The sequence below is a fragment of the Anaerotignum faecicola genome (genome assembly GCA_024460105.1).
In the GTDB taxonomy this organism is placed as follows: Bacteria; Bacillota; Clostridia; order Lachnospirales; family Anaerotignaceae; genus JANFXS01.
The window spans coordinates 72,002-90,795 of sequence record JANFXS010000001.1 but is presented as its reverse complement, the minus strand read 5'-3'; the positions used below and the strand labels follow the sequence as shown (position 1 = coordinate 90,795).

Here is an 18,794-nt window from a genome sequence, read left to right as displayed (position 1 = left end):
CCGATTTTAAATATCTGCAATATAAAAATAATGTAAATTTTATGTAAAATATATATAAAGAAGAAGTGCTTTGTATGTAAAATTTTGGCGTTTTTTAGTCGGTTTATGATTTGTTGTTGTATTGAAAAAATGATATACTTTTGTAGAAATATAACTTTTATTAACAACAAAAGAAAAAAGAGGTATTTTGTATGAACATAATTAGTGTGCTGCCGCTGTTTGCGGGCATTGGCCTTTTCCTGTTCGGCATGAGTATTCTAGGGGCGTCGCTTGAAAAGATTGCAGGAGCCAAACTTGAAAAGATGCTTGAGAAAATAACAAACAACAGGTTTAAAGGCGTCCTGCTGGGAACTGCCGTTACAGGAGTTATCCAAAGTTCATCTGCAACTACAATTATGGTTGTCGGCCTTTTAAACGCCGGAATTATGAAGCTTTCTCATGCAGTGCCTGTTATAATGGGGGCTAATATCGGCACAACCGTAACGGGACAGATATTGAGGCTTGGCGATATTAGCGGAGAGAGCATGCTGCTTTCGATTTTGAAGCCGTCGTCTTTCGGGCCTATGCTTATAGGAGCCGGGGCGGGCATGTATGTTTTTGTTAAAAAGAAGAAAACAAAGGATATCGGAACAATATTTCTTGGCCTCGGAATGATTTTTTTCGGAATGAGCACCATGGAGGCTACGCTTTCACCTCTTAAAGATATGCCATGGTTTACAGATTTTATAATACATTTTAAAAATCCTATACTTGGGATTATATTCGGCTGTGTTATGACTGCCGTGCTTCAAAGTTCTTCGGCGTCGGTCGGAATACTTCAGGCGCTCGCTTCGACAGGGGCAATTTCATTTTCAACTGCGGCGCCGATAATATTGGGACAGAACGTGGGAAAATGCGTTACGGTAATTTTAGCGTCTATAGGCTCAAAAAAACCTGCTAAAAGGGCTGTTTTCATTGACGTGCTTTCCAATATACTGGGAATGATAGTTTTTTTCATAATTATATACGGGCTGAATTCTGTTTTTGATTTTTCATTTTGGAATTCAAAAATGACTAGGGGCAATATTGCCGATTTTCATACGTTGTTTAATATATGTACAACAGTAATGCTTCTTCCTTTTATAGATCTGCTTATTAAAGCTTCAAAGAAATTTGTAAAGGATAAAGACGGCAGCTATGATGAAAGGGAACTTGATATTCTTGACGAACTTCTTCTTAAAACGCCGAACCTTGCAGTTGAGCAGTGCCGTAAGCTTATAAATGCAATGGCTGAGCTTTCGCTTGAAAATTTTAAAAAGGCTTCCGGGCTTGTTATAAATTTTGACGCGCACATTTTTAATAAGCTGAATGACGATGAAAACTTGATGGACAGGTTTGAAACCGGAATGGGGAACTACCTTGTAAAGCTGACTTCTATAGATATAGGAGAAAACAATAACAAGGCCGTTACGGAAATGCTTTACAGCATAGGGGATTTTGAGAGGATTTCGGACCATGCCGTTAATATTGCGGAAGTTGCTTTATACAATTATGAAAATGAAATAACGCTTTCTTCAGAGGCAATGAAGGAATACGGCATTATACAAAAAGCTGTTGAGGAAATACTTGAAATGGCAGTTGAAACATATACGGAAAGGGATGTGCGGAAGGCTCTCAGCGTGGAACCTTTGGAGCAGGTTATTGACAATATACATTATAAGCTTAAAGATAAGCATATAGAAAGGCTTTGTGATGGAAAATGCAGCGTGCAGGCGGGGATTTCTTTTGTTGAACTGCTTACAAATTTTGAACGTATTTCGGATCACTGTTCGAATATAGCCCTTTATGTAATCCAAAACAGCTCTGGAAGCGATATAGAATCAAATTCCCATGTGCTAGCTGAAAAGCTTCACAATGAACCTACGAAAGAATATACTTTAACATATGATTTTTATAATAATAAATACTCGGTTTAGAATTGCGCGGCTGTTTTTGTTTTTTACAAAAGCGGCCTTTATTCTTGAAGAAATTTGAAATGTGTATTATCATAAAAATATAAAAAATACCGATACGGCAGTTGAGGGATTTCCGGAACAAAGGAGAATAATTTTATGGATGAAATTAAGCTTTACCGCCGGAGGTTTATACCGGAGGAAACAGTATTTTTAAAGGACGACATAATTGAAAAGGCGGACGGCGATATTATCATAACAAGATGGAAAACGCTTAAGCCGAGGAAAGATTTTGCAAGCGGCATTTCTTTCTATTATCTTAAAAAAGGTTACAAAATTAGTAAATTTATAGACAGCAACGGAAATTTGGTGTATTACTATTGTGATATAATCGACGTCAGCCGTGATGAGGATGACGGAAGTTATATTATTTCAGACCTTTTGGCGGATGTTATTGTATATAAGAACGGCGCGGTTAAAGTTGTGGATCTTGAGGAGATTGCCGATGCGCTTGATATGGGCCTTATCGACTGCGATTTGGCCAAAAAGGCGTTAAGGAGGTTGTCGGAACTCCTTGGAATAATATATACTAAAGGGGTTCAGTTCCTTTTAAATGAAAGCGGAGGTATTGAATAAATGGCTTCGGTACATGAAGGACACAGAAAAAGAATGAGGGAGAGATTTTTAAATGAAGGCCCGAAAGGATTTCAGGATCATGAACTGCTTGAAATGATTTTATATTATACAGACCGCAGGAAAAATACGAATGTAGACGCGCATAAGCTGTTGGACGAATACGGCTCTTTGTCTATGTTGTTTGAAGCCGACGCTTTGGATATTAAACGTCGGTGTGATGTAAATGAAGCGACGGCGGTATTTTTTGGACTTGCATGTGAAATACTAAGAAGATATGACAGCGAAAGATGGAAACCGAGGATGCTTATGGACAGCAGCGATATAGCGGGCGAATACTGCAAATATCTCCTTTCAAGTGAAAAAAGAGAATGTTTTTATTTAATTTGCCTTGATTCGCAAAGCAGGCTCCTCGGAACCGCGCTTATAAGCATGGGAACCGTTAATGAAGCCCATGTATATACGAGAAGTGTTGTTGAATCAGCCTTGAAGTATAATTCCAGAAGCGTTATACTTGCGCATAATCATCCCGGCGGCAGCCTTGTTCCTACGCCGAGTGATGTTGAAACGACGGTTAACATAATAAAGGCTCTTAATATGATTGATATTTATGTTTCGGATCATATTATAATTGCCGGAAACGAATATTTAAGTATGTCTGATAAAGGTTTGGTTAAAAATATTACATAACAGTTAGAAAGGGGAATATATATGGTTAAGAAGTTATACAGAGTTGAAAATGGGAAAAAACTTTCGGGAGTATGCATGGGCCTTGCCGAATATATAAATATTGATGTAACGATTATAAGGCTTATATGGGCGTTGTTTACGATTTTTACAGGATTTTTTATGGGAATTGTTCTTTATATTGCATGCGTGTTTATTATACCTGAAGAACCCGGGTATATTGACGGGCAGTATACGGAAAAATAATTTTACGGTGTTGACAAAAAAGGTTTATTGCTATAGACTATGGTTTATAGCGATAAACCTTTTTTGTTTGGAGGAGGATTTTATGGAAGGGCTGAAAATTGCCGAAGGCGAATACAAATTTGCCTGCATCGTATGGGATAATGAACCTGTGAAGTCAACCGAACTTGTAAAGCTTTCTTTCGAAAAGCTCGGATGGAAAAAAGCTACCGTATATACCGTTTTGAGGAAACTTTGTTTAAAAGGGATTTTGAAAAACGAAAATGCCGTCGTGACTTCTTTGGTCAAAAGGGAAGAGGTACAGATGATTGAAAGCAGGCTTATAGTTGAAAGAAGCTTTAATAATTCGCTTCCGGCGTTTCTTTCTGCATTTTTGAAAGACAGAAAGCTGAATTTTGAGGAAGCTGAAGAAATTAAACGCATAATCGAGGAGGCATGCGATGATAATTGAAAAATTATTTTCAAATGTGCTTCAAATGTCTTTTTATGCATCGCTTATAATATGTATTGTGCTGATATTGCGTATGTTTTTTAAAAAACTGCCAAAGATATACGCTTATTTTCTATGGATAATAGTGTTTTTCAGACTGCTTTGTCCGTTTACAATAGATTCTGTTTTCAGTATCATGCCTGACAGCGTCCGTTATGAGCCTAGGGTTACTACAGGTTATGTGCAAACAGAGCCTTTACATTATTATGCATATGAGGACGTTGGCGATGAAGCTTATGTATCGGAAACTTTGGAGTATGGTCTGTCAAAGGAAGAAAACAGGCATATGTTTTGGGATGCGGCGGAAGCTATATGGATTGCCGGAGTTTTTGCGGTTTTAATTAAAGTGGCGGCTGAAGTAGTTCGAGTTAAAAGCATTATAAAACCTGCAAAAAATTTATACGATAATGTATTTGAATGTGAAAATATACCGGGGCCTTTCCTGTTTGGAATAGCAAAGCCGTGTATTTATCTGCCTTCAGGGCTTACAGAGAAAGAAAAACGGTATGTAATTATGCATGAATACGAGCACATAAAAAGATTTGATAATATTGTAAAGCCGTTGGCGTTTACAGCAGTGGCGCTCCATTGGTTTAATCCTCTCGTGTGGCTCGGATATTGGCTGTTTTCGAAAGATGTTGAAATGTGCGTTGATGAAAGTACATGCAGAGATTATTCCATTGAAGAAAAAAAGGAATATTCTTTAACTCTCCTTTCGCTTTCCATGAAACAAAGCGGTTTTTTTGCGGCAGCTTCGTTCGTTGAAAGCAATACAAAAGCCAGAGTTAAAAATATACTTGGTTTCAAGAAACCGAAAATATTAGCGGCAGCTTTAGCCGTGGCAGCCATTTCGCTTACAGCCTGTACAATGCTTACAAATAAAAAGGACGCCGTGCAGGACGCAGGAAACGCTGTTTATGAAAATATGCAGGAAACACAGGGGTTATATATGTTTATGCCAAAACAGCTTTACGGAAACGACTTGCCAATTATTGTCGAGGCAAGCATTGTCAATGAAAGCGGAAAAGATTATTGGTATACCGATTCAAATTATCTCGAAATAATGAAAGACGGCAAGTGGGAACGGTTGGAACCTGTTGAGGATAAAGGAAACGATATAATGAATCCGTTACCGGGAAACAGCGGCGGGGATACGGTATCTTTAAATAAATTTGAGGCCGATTTATCGGGGATGTATGGGAAAAAGCTTATTGACGGCCGATATAGAATTGGCAGGCATGTTGTTGACAGCAGCGGAAACGGCAGTCTGATTTATGCATATTTTTATATAGGCGACGGAAATGTTTTATGGGGAGAAGAAGTTTTAAACAGCGTTGCTGAAAACCGCACGAATTATATTGGCGATAACGTGAGAGTATCGCATATTGTCGGGGTTTTGCCGACACCATACGGTATAAAGCATGATGGCGGCACGGAGCTTCAGACAAGCTACGAGCCGTATGAACTTAAAGCCTTTTACTCTGAAAGATCAGGATATAGCACAGGAGATATATTAAATTCTGATATATGGTTTAAAAACGCCGCAATACTTTTTTCGGCTGTTGAAAATATGGGAAAATGTACATTTATAATTTCAGATGAATATGGCGGAGTTACAAGCTATTCGTATAACAGAGATGAATTTGAAGAAATCTTCGGCAGGCTTTTCGATTATTCCAAAGATGCAGGACGCTTTTCTGCACTGCTAAACGAGATAAATTCATATTTGGGAAATAATTACGGCAATAATTAAAAATAAAAGGCATTTCCTGGGGACACCGGGAGGAAATGCCTTTTTATTTTGAAAAAAAGTTAATCTTCAATAAGAGCCTTCAATTCTTTTATAAGCCCGCAGTTTTGCTGTGGGGTTAATATGCAGAACCTCAAATATGTATTATCCAGAAACGTAAATGTTTCGGCGTCCCTGATAAGGTATTTTTTTTGTATGAGGTTTTCAAATATTTCAGCGGAAGTTATTTTGTCGGTTAAAAGTTTAAGAAGTATAAAATTTGAGCTGGAATCGTACGCTTTTAAATTTTTCCATGTCCTGAACTCATCTAAAGCTTTGCGGCGCTCAGAAGATATAAGCAGTTTTGTCTTTTCGGCAAAATCTTTATCGCCGAATAACCTTTCTCCTGCAAACGACGCCAGTATGTTGACGCTCCAAGGGTCTTGATTTTCGGATATAAGTTTTTTGAATCCGGCGCTTGATGTAATTCCGTATCCAAGACGAAGGCCCGGAGCGGCAAAAAATTTCGAAACTCCCCTTATAACAAATAGGTTGTCATATTTATTTGTAAGCGGGATTGAGCATATTTCGTTTATGTTATCGCTGAATTCTATGTATGTTTCATCAACCATTACCGATATATTATGTTTCTTGCAATGAAGGAGTATTTTATCCATTTGTACGGCGTTTATTGCCGTACCCGTCGGGTTGTTGGGGTTGCAGGCGACAAATAAATCGGTTCCGTCGGTAAGGTATGAAAGAAGTTTTTCTGTGTCAATTACAAAACCGCGGCTTTCTTCAAGAGGAAAGTATTCAAATTCGCTTCCGCATTTTTTCAGGCTGTTTTCATATTCAGAATATGCCGGGCCAAGAATAACGGCTTTTTTCGCGTTTACCGATGTGATAAAAATGTTTATAAGTTCTGTTGAGCCGTTGCCGACAAAGATATTTTCCGAGTCCGCGCCGGTATATTGAGATATGCTTTTTTTCAGGGCCGTATAGTTTTTATCGGGATAAGAGGAAACGATGTCAAGGTTTTCTGCAAGTTCTTTCTTTACGCTTTCCGGAAATCCCAGCGGATTAATATTGCCGCTGAAATCGACAATTTCCTTTTTAGGTATGCCATACCGTCTTTCAATGGCGTCTAAATCGCCGCCGTGCTGATGAATTAAATTTTCCATTTTTAAAACCTGCCTTTTATATTGTTGTATTTCCTGAACGCCGTTGAAACGGCGTGAATATAATTGTTTTGGTTTAATTAGCAGCGCTCTTCAAAAGTTATTTCACGGCTTTGCCTTATAAGTGTCGGCTCGGCCATGTTCTTCCTTGAACTTCCGCTTTTTGTGGCGGTAAATATTAGATCCGACGATTTGTCGTTGGAGTGTTTAAGAAGAAGGTTGTCAGTGAGCCAGTTGACATTGTCAATAAGGAACTTTACAGGATTGTTTATCCTTACGGCTGTTTTTGAATTATTGCCTTTATTCATCAAGTAGAAAGCATATTTATTTGAAGTTTCGATACCGAAAAACGAAAGCGTATGAATGTATATGCTTTCTAATGTGGTTTTTTCTTCTGCCGCGATTATTTTCCATTTATTCCTGTCATTTTTATAAAAAACTTTCAGCTTATAAAGTTTTTTATTTGCATCAGGGCTTTTTGTACTTTTAATTTTGTTCATTTTCAAGTATGATAATGTAAGCGCATTAATTTGTTTTTGGCTGAATATTTCATTAAGGCTTGAAAATACCGAATTTTTATTTTTAGCGTTTAAAACTTTTTCTCCTATGGATGTAAGGGCAAAAAAATTGCAGGGAGAAAATAATTCGCTTGATATATCGCAGCCTGTAAGAAGAAAGGGACGGATATAGTCCGCTTCGGCTTCAAAATCAAACGGCATTGTATACAGAGGCGTTATGAGTTTCATATATGCGCCAAGAGGCATCAGAAGCCACTGTGAAATTAAGGAGCCCAAGAAGTAAGCGGAAGTCATAATCATTTCCGCTTCTTCCGAATTTTCGTTACATTTATTTTGGCGTGGAATGTTCTCCAGATTAAACCCCAGGCTTGTAAGAATACTTTCAAAAAGTTCGTCTACCGACGCGGCATTGCAAAGGAAATCCATTACTGTTTCCCAAGAAACAATATTTTCTTGAACATGCGACGACTTATAGAATTCGTTTACAAAAATACCGACAGCCGAGTCGAAAAGGCGTCGCAACATTTCGGTATTGTCCATGGAAAAAAACGAACTTAACGCCGAAGGATCGGTTTGGTATTTGTTTGTATTTATTGAAAGCATGCGCTTTATTAAACCGTTGTTTTCGGCTAAAGCAAAAAGGTAGTTCCAATAAAAGGGATCCATATTTTGTATATTATCCGCATAATTTTGCGGCGGGGCATTTTTTTCAAATACTCCGGCCGGCTCAAAACAGGTGCAGAATGCTTTTAAGTCGTTTATAAAACTGTGGTTTTCCAACGTGTCTGAAACGTATATTATATTAAAACCGCTGCCGTTTTTAACAAGCCGGGCTGAATTAACCGAGCTTTCCCCGCAGTGGCAGACAGAGTTTATTATGTTTGACGGGGAAAATATGGAATCGTCGAATAAGGATGAAAAATACCACTTATTAAAAAAAGAGGATGAAAATTTGGCAAACTCCCTTTTCTCGGCCGCTGTAAATGACGAAACTGTTTCTTTATAGTTATTTATAAAATTTTCATAAAGTTGCTCTATTATGTTGACGTTATTATTTAAATTCATTTTATTCTCCTTTATAATAACTATTATTCTATCAAAAAAAATATATTTTACAAGTATGCTTAATTAAATAATTCGTAGTATACGAAGGATTTTAAATTATATTAATTTGGAGGTTTTTATGGATGCGTTAATATTCGATCTTGACGGCACGCTCATTAATTCCATGTGGGTATGGAAAAAAGCCGACAATGAAGTTTTAAAAAAATATGGCCATGAAATAGACGACGAGTATCTTGAGCATGTATCTAAATTTAATAACAGGCAATGTTTGGAATATATAATTGAAAGGTATAAAATACCGGCTACGGTCGAAGAACTCGGCCGGCAAATAAACGGGGCGGCCTTCAGGCATTATTGCGAGGACGTTAAGCTTAAAAATGGGGTTTACGAATACATAAAGGCTATGAAGGAAAAGGGCGTTAAAATGGCAGTTACAACTTCATGCCTGAGGGCAATGTGTGAAGCCGTGCTTAAAAAACACGGTATATTTGATGATTTTGATGTGTTTGTGTATTCTGATGAATTCGGAAAAAATAAATCTTATCCGGATATTTATATCGAAACTGCAAACCGGCTTAATGTCATGCCGAATAGCTGTGTTGTTTTTGAGGACTTACCGGCGGCAGCAGAAAGCGCAAAACGGGCTGGAATGAAGGTTGTAGGCGTTTATGACGAGTTTTCTGGGAATAAAGAAACTATGATGAGAGTTATATGCCATGATTATATAAAAGATTTTTGTCAGTATTATACAAAAAATGGCTTATAAACAAAGAAAAAAACTTTGTTTTTGTGTAGTTTGACGAAAATTTTAAATTTACTTTTAACAATTAAGAAATTTTATATTAATTTTTGTTTATATTTTGCTTGCAAATATTGTGTGTTTAGTGTAGAATAACTATAGAAATTGCAAAGGGGAAAATAGTTACTGTAACTGCTTTTAAACGGTAAAACAGGGACTGTTTGGTTATGACCTTGCAGTTTGAAAACTGTTTATTACATTATATTGAGCTTATGCATTTATATTAAGGGTAAAGCAATATAAAAATTAAGGGGAAAGTGCATATCGCTCTTTATTTTGACTATTAGACAGTTAATTTTTTGCCATAATAGTGTTATGAGGGTAGCATTATTATCGGTCGGCTTCTGTTGGAGCAATATTATTTTAGAGGAGGTTCTTATGAAGAAGAGAGTTTTAGCAATTGCGATGGCAGCAACAATATGTATGGCCGTATTTGCGGGATGCAGCGAGAAAACTGAAGCGCCTGCCGAGGATACGGCTCAGGAAGAAACGGCTACGGACGGCGAGACGCCTGCCGAAGGCGAAGAATCATCAACTTCATCCGGCGAGTATGCAATGATTGCCGGAACTTCCGTTCCTGACGCGCATCCTTATATGCTTGGCATGAACAAAATAGGCGAGCTTGTAAGCGCCAAAACTGACGGCAAAGTTACGCTTGATTGTTTTGGAAACTCACAGCTTGGCAGCGAGCGTGACCTTATTGAAGGTATTCAGCTCGGAACATTGCAGATGACTTGCGTTTCAACTGCTCCTCTTTCTGGTTTTACGGACATGTTTTTAGTTTTTGACCTTCCGTTCCTTTTTGAAACAACCGAAATAGCCCGTGCTGTTGTTGACAGCGAAGTCGGTTTGGAGATACTCCACTCGGTTGAGGAACAGGGTATCATTGGCCTTGGATGGTTTGAAAACGGTTTCAGGAATGTGACAAACAACAAACTTCCTATTGAAAAACCTGAGGACCTCAAGGGAATTAAAATCAGGACTATGGAAAACCAGATGCATATGGCGGCATTCCAGGTAATGGGAGCAGACCCTACTCCTATGGCTATGGGTGAAGTTTTCACGGCTTTACAGCAGGGAACTATTGACGCTGAAGAAAATCCTGTGCCTATTATTGAAACAAATAAGTTTGATGAAGTTCAAAAGTATTTATCTATGACAGGGCATCTTTACAGCCCGACGCCTGTTTTCATCTCAAAAGACTATTTTGAGTCGCTTCCTGCCGAATATCAGGCGGCAGTTAAGGAAGCTACTGATGAAGCGGTTCCTTATCAGAGGGAACAGATTGATATTCAGACGGAAGAAGGCCTTAAAATGCTTGAAGAGAGAGGAATGGTTGTTAATTATCCTGATGTAAAACCTTTCCAGGAAGCTACGGCATCTATCTATACTGATTATGTTAAGGAAGGGGCAGGCTATGTTTCGCCTGAAATTTATGCAAGGGTTCAGGAAGTTATCGAAGCAAACAAATAATAGATTGGCTTTTGTATTTCGGTAAAAATTTGGCTTAACTGTTTTTATGTAATTAAACTGCCCGAAGGGATGTATATTCATTTGGGCAGTTTTTGAGCGGAATACTGCTTTTGACAGATCTGTTTTTATTAAGTGCAGGATTGGAAGTTTAAGATTTAATAAGGGAATTAATTTATACTGTTTGGCTCTTAAGGGATAGGGAACAACTTCGTAGGCATTTTACAAACAGTACTAATACATATTATAAGCTGCTTGAGCACCAAAAATTCATAGAAATTATCGGATATTATATTATTATTAAGGCTTTTCCGTATATATTGAGGGAATGTACGGAACAGAGTCAGGAGGGGCGTTTTGGATAATTTTAAGAAATTTTTAAACAATTTCGAAGGCTATTGCTGCATTTTTACACTTGCGGCTATGTCTATTATTGTATTTATTCAGGTTGTATTCAGGTTTGTAATCAAATCTTCACTTCCATGGTCGGAAGAAGCTTCAAGATATCTTCTTGTTTGGACAGCTTTCCTCGGCGGCGCTTACGGCGTAAGGCAGGGGGCTCATATAGGTATAGAAGCGTTCGCTTTACTTCTTCCTAAAAAAGCTCAGAAAGTTCTTAACATTATTGTTATGGTAGCAAGTATTGTGCTTTGCGCCGTTATATTCAAGTTTGGCTTGGATATTGTGCAGACACAGCTTTCAAAAGGCCAGCTTTCACCGGCTATGCGTATACCTATGGGATATATGTATGCGGCTATCCCTATCGGAATGTTCTTGTTTATCATAAGGTATATACAGAATATTTATGATGTTATAAAAGACTTTAATAAAGATGAAAAAAAGGAGGTTACTGAATAATGGCTACATACTTATTTGTTACCTTCGCTATAACGGCTATTTTAGGTTTTCCGATTTGGGCAGTATTGGCCGCATCAAGTTTTATTGCGCTTACTTTAGGAAGCAATACGCCTCTCATTGTTGTTGTGCAGAGGTTATTTACGGCAGTTGACTCTTTCCCTATTCTTGCGGTTCCTCTTTTCATGATTGCAGGTAACCTTATGGAAACAGGCGGTATTTCAAGGAGGCTTATCAACTTCTGTGATTCTCTTTTAGGAAGCTTAACAGGCGGACTTGCAATGGTTGGCGTTTTGACATGTATGTTCTTCGCCGCTATTTCAGGTTCAGGCCCGGCTACTGTTGCCGCTATCGGCGGTATCCTTATACCTGCTATGGAAGAGGCAGGCTATGACAAGGCTTTTGCGGCTGCCGTTATGGCTGTTGCCGGCGCTATCGGCGTTATCATTCCTCCTTCTATACCTATGGTTAACTTCGGTGTTGTTGGTTCGGTTTCTATTTCAACATTATTCGCCGCTGGTTTCGGCCCTGGTATACTTGTAGGTATTTCTCTTATGATCGTTTGCTATGTAACTGCTAAAAAACGTGGATATGGCAAAGCTAATGCCACAAAGTTCTCATTGGCAAACGTAGGTAAAAAATTTATTGAAGCTTTTTGGGCGCTTTTGATGCCTGTTATTATACTTGGCGGTATTTACGGCGGTATTTTCACACCGACAGAGGCAGCGGCTGTTTCTGTTGTTTACGGTTTTGTTGTAGGCCTTGTTATTTACAGGGAAATGGACATCAAAAAAATACCTGGACTTTTTATGTCAGCAGGTAAGAGCACAGCAATGGTTATGATGATTATTGCAACGGCTGCAAGTTTCGGCTGGATACTTACATCTGAAAGGATTCCGGATGTTATTGCGGCAGCTATGATTTCAATTTCAAGCAACAAGATTGTTATACTTCTGCTTATCAACATCCTTCTTCTTATTGTTGGATGTCTTATGGAAACAACGGCGGCTATCATCATCCTTACGCCTATTTTCTTACCAATCGTTACACAGCTTGGCGTTAACCCTGTACATTTCGGTATCATCATGGTTGTTAACCTTGCAATCGGTATGTCAACGCCTCCGCTTGGCGTTAACTTGTTTGTTGCCTGCGGTATTGCTAAAGTATCTGTTGAACAGATTACAAAAGCTATTGTTTGGCTTCTTATTGCAAATATTATCGCGCTTTTACTTGTTACTTACATCGAGCCTATTTCGATGGGTATCCCGATGCTTATGGGAATTGCGTAAATTTGCTTGTTCAAAGGGCACAGAGAGATCTGTGCTCTTTTTTTGTAAAATAAAAATATTTTTATTTTAACAGTTTTATGGTATAATCGACATGTATTCATTAAAATTTAGGATTTATATTTTCTTGAAGAGGACTGTGTTGATATGAAAAAGCTTATTCTACTGCTTGCTCTTGCCGCATTTATACTTTCAGGGTGTTCTTCCGGAAGTAATGCCGAACAGGAAGAACGTTTTGTCCTTGAAACTGAACAACAGCAGGAATATAAAAATATTATTGATGAAACTTTAAAGAGCTATTATTGGTATTATGATGAAAGCAGTTTTGCATATTTTGAAAGCACTGTACCTCAAGAAAATGACAGCACGAAAGCGATGTTTGACGCTGTGAGGGAAAACGGTATGGAATTGAGTTCCAGCAGCGGAAAAAAAGCTGTTTTATATACGGTTGATTTAATACATTTTAACGGCAACAAAGCGGGAACGGCATATTTCTATTTTATCAGGGACGATTTGGCGGGTATGTATTATTCTGCCGAAGGAAACCCGGCAAGTGCATATGGTTTTGATACGAGGAATGTTTTTGCAAAAGGAACGGAATTTTTAAATTATGAATCGGATCTGCCTGAAATAGAATACACAAAGAACAATTCATGGAACCTGCCTGACGGTTTTATGTCGGAAGGGGTTGACAGCCGTGGGAATAAAGTATACTTAAATATTGCCGAAGGAAAACTTATGGTGTATCGTTTCAGAAATAATGCTTTTACTTTAATGCGCACGTCAAATTTTCCTTCGACAATGGGGATGGCCGCCGTATCGGCAACATTCTATGATGGGAATAAAATAGCCGTAATGCTTGGTGCTGTTGTTGAAAACCAGGTTGAAGGCGGAACTGCAAGAGTTATTTCCGAGAAGGTTATTTTTCTTGATGAAAATTATAATATTACAAATAAAGAGCTGCCGTTAACAAAAGATTCGTATACATGCATATCATCATTTAAAAACGGCCTTCTGCTGATAAACGATTCCAGCGGTGAATTCTATACTGAAAACGGCAATGGAGATTGGACTAGCAGTATAAGTTATAATATAAATGTGCAGGCCACAGCGTTTAAAGAAGCGGATCTTGATATGGACGGTGTGAGCGAGTTTATATTGACAGACGGCAAAGACTTGTTTATCTATAGAGAGGATGATCATAACTTTATTTGTATATGGAGAACAAACATATCCGTAGACAGTTTTTATGGATACATATACACCGGTGATACAAACGGCGACAATGCGGAAGAAATATATATTGCAGATAACACGGGAACGGCAATAAGGTATACTCTTTCAATAAATGGGCTTGTATCTAAAAATGAAGATATAAATTACGGAGATATGTTTTATGTTGGAGACTTTAATGACGATGGAAAAGCCGATTATATTAAGGTTGAAGGGGCTGAAAATCCTGAAAAAACACTGTTTATTGCAAAGTAGGAGAATTTAAACATGGAACATGAAATATATATGCGTGAAGCTGTAAATGAGGCCAAGAAAGCTTTTGAACTTGATGAAACGCCTATCGGAGCGGTTATTGTGCAGGACGGCAAAATAATCGGACGTGGATATAACAGGCGCAACAGCGAAAAAAACCCGCTTTGTCATGCTGAAATAATTGCTATAAATGAAGCGGCAAAATATATTGGGGATTGGCGTATAGAGAATTGTACAATTTATGTAACCGTTGAGCCGTGTCCGATGTGTGCCGGTGCTATTGTTCAGGCAAGGATTCCTACTGTTGTATTTGGCACTGAAAATGTTAAAGCAGGGTGCTGCGGTTCGGTTTTGAATTTGATGCAGCAGGAAAAGCTTAATCATCGGGCTGAGGTCATTTCCGATGTTTTAAAAGAGGAATGTAGCAGCCTTATGAAAGAGTTTTTTAAAAATATGAGAAAAAAGAGGCTGGGATAATTTTTTGAAAGGGTGGTTTAAATGAAAAGGTGTATATGCAGTAGTTTTTGTTCGGCTATGGGAATATTTACATTAGTGGCGTCGTTTTGTATTTTCCTTATTTCCGGATTTAAGAAAAAAAGTATGCTTAAGGCTTCACTTTTGCTTTTATCAGCCGCTTCTGCTTTTATAATCAACAATATTGATGAAGACAAGTAAAGGTATTGTCAGGCATAAATTGTGAATGGGGGAGGGGATGCCTAAGTGGAATACACACGGATTGTGCACACAATTTCGCCTGTTTTTAACAGTGAGTCAAAAATCCTGATACTTGGGTCTTTGCCTTCAGTCAAGTCAAGGGAGAACAATTTTTTCTATGGGCATCCGCAAAACAGGTTTTGGAAAGTAATTGCCGCTTTGGCTGGGAGCTTTGTGCCTGAAACCATAGAAGGGAAGAAAAAGCTTCTTATTGAAAACAGGATTGCTTTATGGGATGTAATTGCAGAATGTGACATAATAGGCTCAAGCGACAGCAGTATTAAAAATGTCGTTCCAAATAACCTTGAAGTTATACTTGAAACGGCAAATATTGAAAAAATATTCGCAAACGGATCAACCGCTTACAGGCTGTACGAAAAATACTGTAAAAACAGTTCAGCCGGCGGGCGCGAAGCTTTTAAGCTTCCGTCAACAAGCCCGGCAAACGCCGCATATTCATTCAGCAGGCTTGTTGAAAGCTGGAGCATAATTTTTTCATAAGGGCGTTTTTTGGCGGAAACAGATTACTTGACATTATAGGGCAAAGAATGTATAATAACTAGGCGTTGTAAATTTATTTATAGAAAGGCTTTTATGATATATAAATAAATTTTGAGTTTTATAGGCAATTAAATAGTTATAAAATTTCCGTGCTAGCCGGGGAATTAGCGGCTCCCTGTACCCACAACCCGCTATAGTGGGGGTGACGTCTGCTCCAGGCTCTGATTTTTTATGGTCTGCCCTTTGAAGAGAGCGTTGACAACTGAGTCTTGTGCAACAGGAACTTATGAACCGTGTCAGATCCGGAAGGAAGCAGCACTAAGTAACCACTTCTGTGTGCCGCAAGGTAGCTTGGTTCGAGCTAAGGACAAAGGTAACGCTTAGGGAAAAAGTGTCGAAAGCAGACGCACGGATTCATATATTTAACGGATGAAAAGAAATATACTTTTGTTTTGACTTTTATTTCTTTATTTTCGGTAAACAGAATTTTTTCTATTTGCCGAAAACGCGTTTATAAACGCCTTCTGTTCTTAGTAATTTCGTGTAGCGGAGTTATTATAGTTTAGACATGCGGGCGCACAGATATATTGGCTGTGCGCTTTTCTTTTATATTGTTTTAGAGGTGTTGTTATGTCATATACGGCTTTATATAGGAAATTCAGGCCGGGAACGTTCAGCGGTGTTGTCGGGCAGGAACATATTGTGCGTTCGCTCAAAAATCAAATAGCCTCCAAAAGAGTTTCGCACGCATACCTTTTTTGCGGCACGAGAGGAACGGGCAAAACTTCTACCGCTAAAATATTTGCAAAGGCAATAAACTGTCTTAGCCCGGAAAACGGCGAGCCTTGCGGTACATGCGAAATGTGCCGGGCTATTGACGAGGGTCGCAGTGTGAATGTTATTGAAATAGACGCGGCGTCAAATAACGGCGTTGATAACATAAGGGAAATCCGGGAGGAAGTTAAATATCCTCCCACGGAAGGAAAATTTAAGGTTTATATAATCGACGAGGTTCATATGCTTTCACAGGGGGCATATAACGCGCTGCTTAAAACGCTTGAAGAACCTCCGGAACATGTTGTGTTTATACTTGCCACGACAGATCCGCAAAAGGTCCCGGCAACGATACATTCGCGGTGCCAACGGTTTGATTTCAGGCGCATTACGACAGGGGAGATTGCGGCAACGCTTAAAAAATATATTGAAAGCGAAAATGCGGAAGTTGACAGCGACGCTTTGCATTATATAGCCGTACTTGCCGACGGTTCTATGCGTGACAGTCTTAGCATACTTGATCAATGTATGGCGTTCTATTTTAATGAAAAAATTACTCTCGGGAAAGTGCTGGACGTTACAGGTGCGGTAGATAATTCCGTATTTTTCGAGATAACGGATGCAATTATCAATAAGAACATTTCTAAGGCTATGGACATAATCGACGACGTTATTAATGCCGGAAGGGACATAAAGCAGTTTAACGAAAGTTATATTGTCCATTTAAGGAACCTTCTTATTGCGCTTACTGTTGATGAGCCGGATGCTGTGCTTGACATGCTTGAGGAAAATACAATAAAATTAAAAGAGCAGGCGCAGCGCGTTTCTTCCGCCGAACTTATAGAACTTATTAAAGTTTTTTCATCATTACAGCAGGAAATGCGTTATTCATCCAATCCACGGGTACTTTTGGAAGTTGAAATTATAAAGCTTGCCGCTGTAAATGAAGCGGTGGATTTGTCCGGGCTTGCGGCAAAAATCGCCAGGCTTGAAAGGCAGATCAAAAGCGGAAATTTTGCAGTCAGTTCGGATGGGGTAAAAAAAGGTGAAGTAAAAAAAGAAGTTCCTAAAAAGGAGAGGCCAAAAGCCCTCCCGGAAGATATTAAAAATGCGATAGAAAACTGGGAAGCTATCAGAACAGGCTTTAATGTTATTACTGCCGAACTTCTAAAGGAATGTTTTCCCGGATATATGGAAGACGGACGGGTGACAATAGTTTGTGCAAATTCGGCTATAGAAAAGCTTATTAAAGAACGTATGCCTAAAATCAAAGAGGCTTTTGACACGAAGCTCAGCAAAGATTTTGACATAAAAACAACGACTAAAGAGGAATTTGAAGCATGGGAAAGAATGACATATGGTGAACCGGATGAAGGAAACGATCCTGAATTTGACAGTCTTATGTCAAGCTATATACCGGATTTAGATTTCGAATAATATTAAAATTTTAAAACAGGAGGAATTTGGAATGGCAAAAGGCGGTTTTGGCGGTATGGGAATGGGTATGAACATGAATAATCTTATGAAACAGGCCCAGAAAATGCAGAAACAAATGGAGGAGGCTCAGGCTTCATTATCCGAAAAAACTATAGAAACGACATCGGGCGGCGGGGCTGTTAAAATTGTTATTACTGGTAAAAAAGAAATACAGTCCATAAAAATAAATCCGGAAGTAGTTGATCCGGATGATGTGGAAATGCTTGAAGATTTAATGATTTCTGCCGTTAACGAGGCTATACGCCAGGCTGACGAACTTGCAAACAGCACAATCGGAAAAATCACAGGCGGCATTGGAAACGGTATGTTCTGATTAAAAGGGGAATAAGCAATGAATTTTTACGGCAATCCTATAACAAGGCTGATTGAGGAGCTTTCCGGACTGCCCGGTATAGGCGGCAAAAGCGCGCAGAGGCTTGCGTTTTATATAATAAATATGCCTAAGGAAAAGGCGTATGCGCTTTCCGAAGCGATTAGGGACGCAAAGGAAAACATTAAATATTGTTCGGTTTGCTGCAACCTTACTGACGATGATCCGTGCTATATTTGCGATAATCCAAAACGAAACCATAAAATAATAATGGTAGTGGAAGATCCGCGGGATATGGCGGCGTATGAAAAAACAAGGGAGTTTAACGGAGTTTATCATGTGCTTCACGGCGCAATTTCTCCTATGCTTGGAATAGGACCGCAGGATATTAAAATAAAAGAGCTTTTGGAAAGGGTTGGAAAAGAGGATACAGATGAAGTTATAATTGCCACAAATCCGAATGTTGAGGGCGAAGCTACGGCAATGTATATAAACAAGCTTTTGAAGCCCTTGGGAGTTAAAGTTACGAGGATTGCAAACGGCGTTCCCGTAGGCGGGGATTTGGAATATATCGACGAGGTTACTTTATCGAGGGCTCTTGAAGGCCGCCGAGAAATGTAATTCGGCGT

19 protein-coding genes and 1 other RNA gene are annotated in these 18,794 nt (G+C 38.8%); 18 read left to right on the top strand and 2 right to left on the bottom strand.

Going from position 1 to position 18,794, the window contains the following annotated elements; genetic code table 11:
* Positions 1 to 191: 191 nt before the first annotated feature.
* The 6 genes from NE664_00405 (at position 192) to NE664_00380 (ending at position 5,737) form a co-directional block, all read left to right on the top strand.
* Positions 192 to 1,955: a Na/Pi cotransporter family protein gene (locus NE664_00405; protein ID MCQ4725128.1), complete on the top strand. Its 1,764-nt coding sequence runs from the start codon at positions 192 to 194 to the stop codon at positions 1,953 to 1,955.
* Between the two features lie 135 nt (positions 1,956 to 2,090).
* Positions 2,091 to 2,567: a DUF402 domain-containing protein gene (locus NE664_00400; GenBank protein MCQ4725127.1), complete on the top strand. Its 477-nt coding sequence runs from the start codon at positions 2,091 to 2,093 to the stop codon at positions 2,565 to 2,567.
* Entirely contained in the window at positions 2,568 to 3,254 is a 687-nt protein-coding gene (gene radC / locus NE664_00395; GenBank protein MCQ4725126.1) for a DNA repair protein RadC, read from the top strand. It abuts the gene before it with no gap.
* A gap of 21 nt (positions 3,255 to 3,275) precedes the next feature.
* Positions 3,276 to 3,497: a PspC domain-containing protein gene (locus NE664_00390; GenBank protein MCQ4725125.1), complete on the top strand. Its 222-nt coding sequence runs from the start codon at positions 3,276 to 3,278 to the stop codon at positions 3,495 to 3,497.
* An 82-nt stretch (positions 3,498 to 3,579) separates the two neighbouring features.
* Positions 3,580 to 3,945: a BlaI/MecI/CopY family transcriptional regulator gene (locus tag NE664_00385; GenBank protein MCQ4725124.1), complete on the top strand. Its 366-nt coding sequence runs from the start codon at positions 3,580 to 3,582 to the stop codon at positions 3,943 to 3,945.
* The gene (locus NE664_00380; GenBank protein ID MCQ4725123.1) at positions 3,935 to 5,737 is read left to right on the top strand and encodes a DUF4825 domain-containing protein; all 1,803 of its coding nucleotides are present in this window, start codon (positions 3,935 to 3,937) and stop codon (positions 5,735 to 5,737) included. Before NE664_00385 ends, NE664_00380 begins: the two co-directional genes overlap by 11 nt.
* Before the next feature lie 59 nt (positions 5,738 to 5,796).
* Here the strand turns inward: NE664_00380 and NE664_00375 are convergent, their stop codons facing one another.
* Complete coding sequence (locus tag NE664_00375; protein ID MCQ4725122.1) at positions 5,797 to 6,894, bottom strand: aminotransferase class I/II-fold pyridoxal phosphate-dependent enzyme; 1,098 nt, start codon at positions 6,892 to 6,894, stop codon at positions 5,797 to 5,799.
* A gap of 77 nt (positions 6,895 to 6,971) precedes the next feature.
* Entirely contained in the window at positions 6,972 to 8,474 is a 1,503-nt protein-coding gene (locus NE664_00370; GenBank protein ID MCQ4725121.1) for a hypothetical protein, read from the bottom strand.
* Positions 8,475 to 8,592: 118 nt separating this feature from the next.
* Between NE664_00370 and NE664_00365 the strand changes: the two genes are divergently transcribed.
* From NE664_00365 to recR, 12 genes are all read left to right on the top strand, one after another.
* Positions 8,593 to 9,240, top strand: coding sequence for an HAD family phosphatase (locus NE664_00365; GenBank protein ID MCQ4725120.1), 648 nt, complete (start codon positions 8,593 to 8,595; stop codon positions 9,238 to 9,240).
* Positions 9,241 to 9,651: 411 nt separating this feature from the next.
* Positions 9,652 to 10,746 (top strand): DctP family TRAP transporter solute-binding subunit, encoded by a 1,095-nt coding sequence (locus tag NE664_00360; protein ID MCQ4725119.1) that lies wholly within the window; start codon positions 9,652 to 9,654, stop codon positions 10,744 to 10,746.
* A gap of 354 nt (positions 10,747 to 11,100) precedes the next feature.
* Positions 11,101 to 11,601, top strand: a complete 501-nt coding sequence (locus tag NE664_00355) for a TRAP transporter small permease (protein MCQ4725118.1) — start codon at positions 11,101 to 11,103, stop codon at positions 11,599 to 11,601.
* Positions 11,601 to 12,887 (top strand): TRAP transporter large permease, encoded by a 1,287-nt coding sequence (locus NE664_00350; protein ID MCQ4725117.1) that lies wholly within the window; start codon positions 11,601 to 11,603, stop codon positions 12,885 to 12,887. Before NE664_00355 ends, NE664_00350 begins: the two co-directional genes overlap by 1 nt.
* A 144-nt stretch (positions 12,888 to 13,031) precedes the next feature.
* The gene (locus NE664_00345; protein MCQ4725116.1) at positions 13,032 to 14,372 is read left to right on the top strand and encodes a hypothetical protein; all 1,341 of its coding nucleotides are present in this window, start codon (positions 13,032 to 13,034) and stop codon (positions 14,370 to 14,372) included.
* Between the two features lie 12 nt (positions 14,373 to 14,384).
* Entirely contained in the window at positions 14,385 to 14,846 is a 462-nt protein-coding gene (gene tadA, locus NE664_00340) for a tRNA adenosine(34) deaminase TadA (protein MCQ4725115.1), read from the top strand.
* Positions 14,847 to 14,867: 21 nt separating this feature from the next.
* Positions 14,868 to 15,044, top strand: a complete 177-nt coding sequence (locus tag NE664_00335; protein MCQ4725114.1) for a hypothetical protein — start codon at positions 14,868 to 14,870, stop codon at positions 15,042 to 15,044.
* Between the two features lie 45 nt (positions 15,045 to 15,089).
* Positions 15,090 to 15,584, top strand: coding sequence for a DNA-deoxyinosine glycosylase (locus NE664_00330; GenBank protein MCQ4725113.1), 495 nt, complete (start codon positions 15,090 to 15,092; stop codon positions 15,582 to 15,584).
* 147 nt (positions 15,585 to 15,731) lie between these two features.
* Positions 15,732 to 15,996: signal recognition particle sRNA large type (gene ffs, locus NE664_00325), an RNA gene on the top strand.
* Between the two features lie 218 nt (positions 15,997 to 16,214).
* A complete protein-coding gene (gene dnaX / locus NE664_00320) occupies positions 16,215 to 17,795 on the top strand; it encodes a DNA polymerase III subunit gamma/tau (protein ID MCQ4725112.1) in 1,581 nt (526 codons plus the stop codon).
* Between the two features lie 31 nt (positions 17,796 to 17,826).
* The gene (locus NE664_00315) at positions 17,827 to 18,168 is read left to right on the top strand and encodes a YbaB/EbfC family nucleoid-associated protein (GenBank protein MCQ4725111.1); all 342 of its coding nucleotides are present in this window, start codon (positions 17,827 to 17,829) and stop codon (positions 18,166 to 18,168) included.
* 18 nt (positions 18,169 to 18,186) lie between these two features.
* Positions 18,187 to 18,786: a recombination mediator RecR gene (recR, locus tag NE664_00310; GenBank protein MCQ4725110.1), complete on the top strand. Its 600-nt coding sequence runs from the start codon at positions 18,187 to 18,189 to the stop codon at positions 18,784 to 18,786.
* Positions 18,787 to 18,794 lie beyond the last annotated feature (8 nt).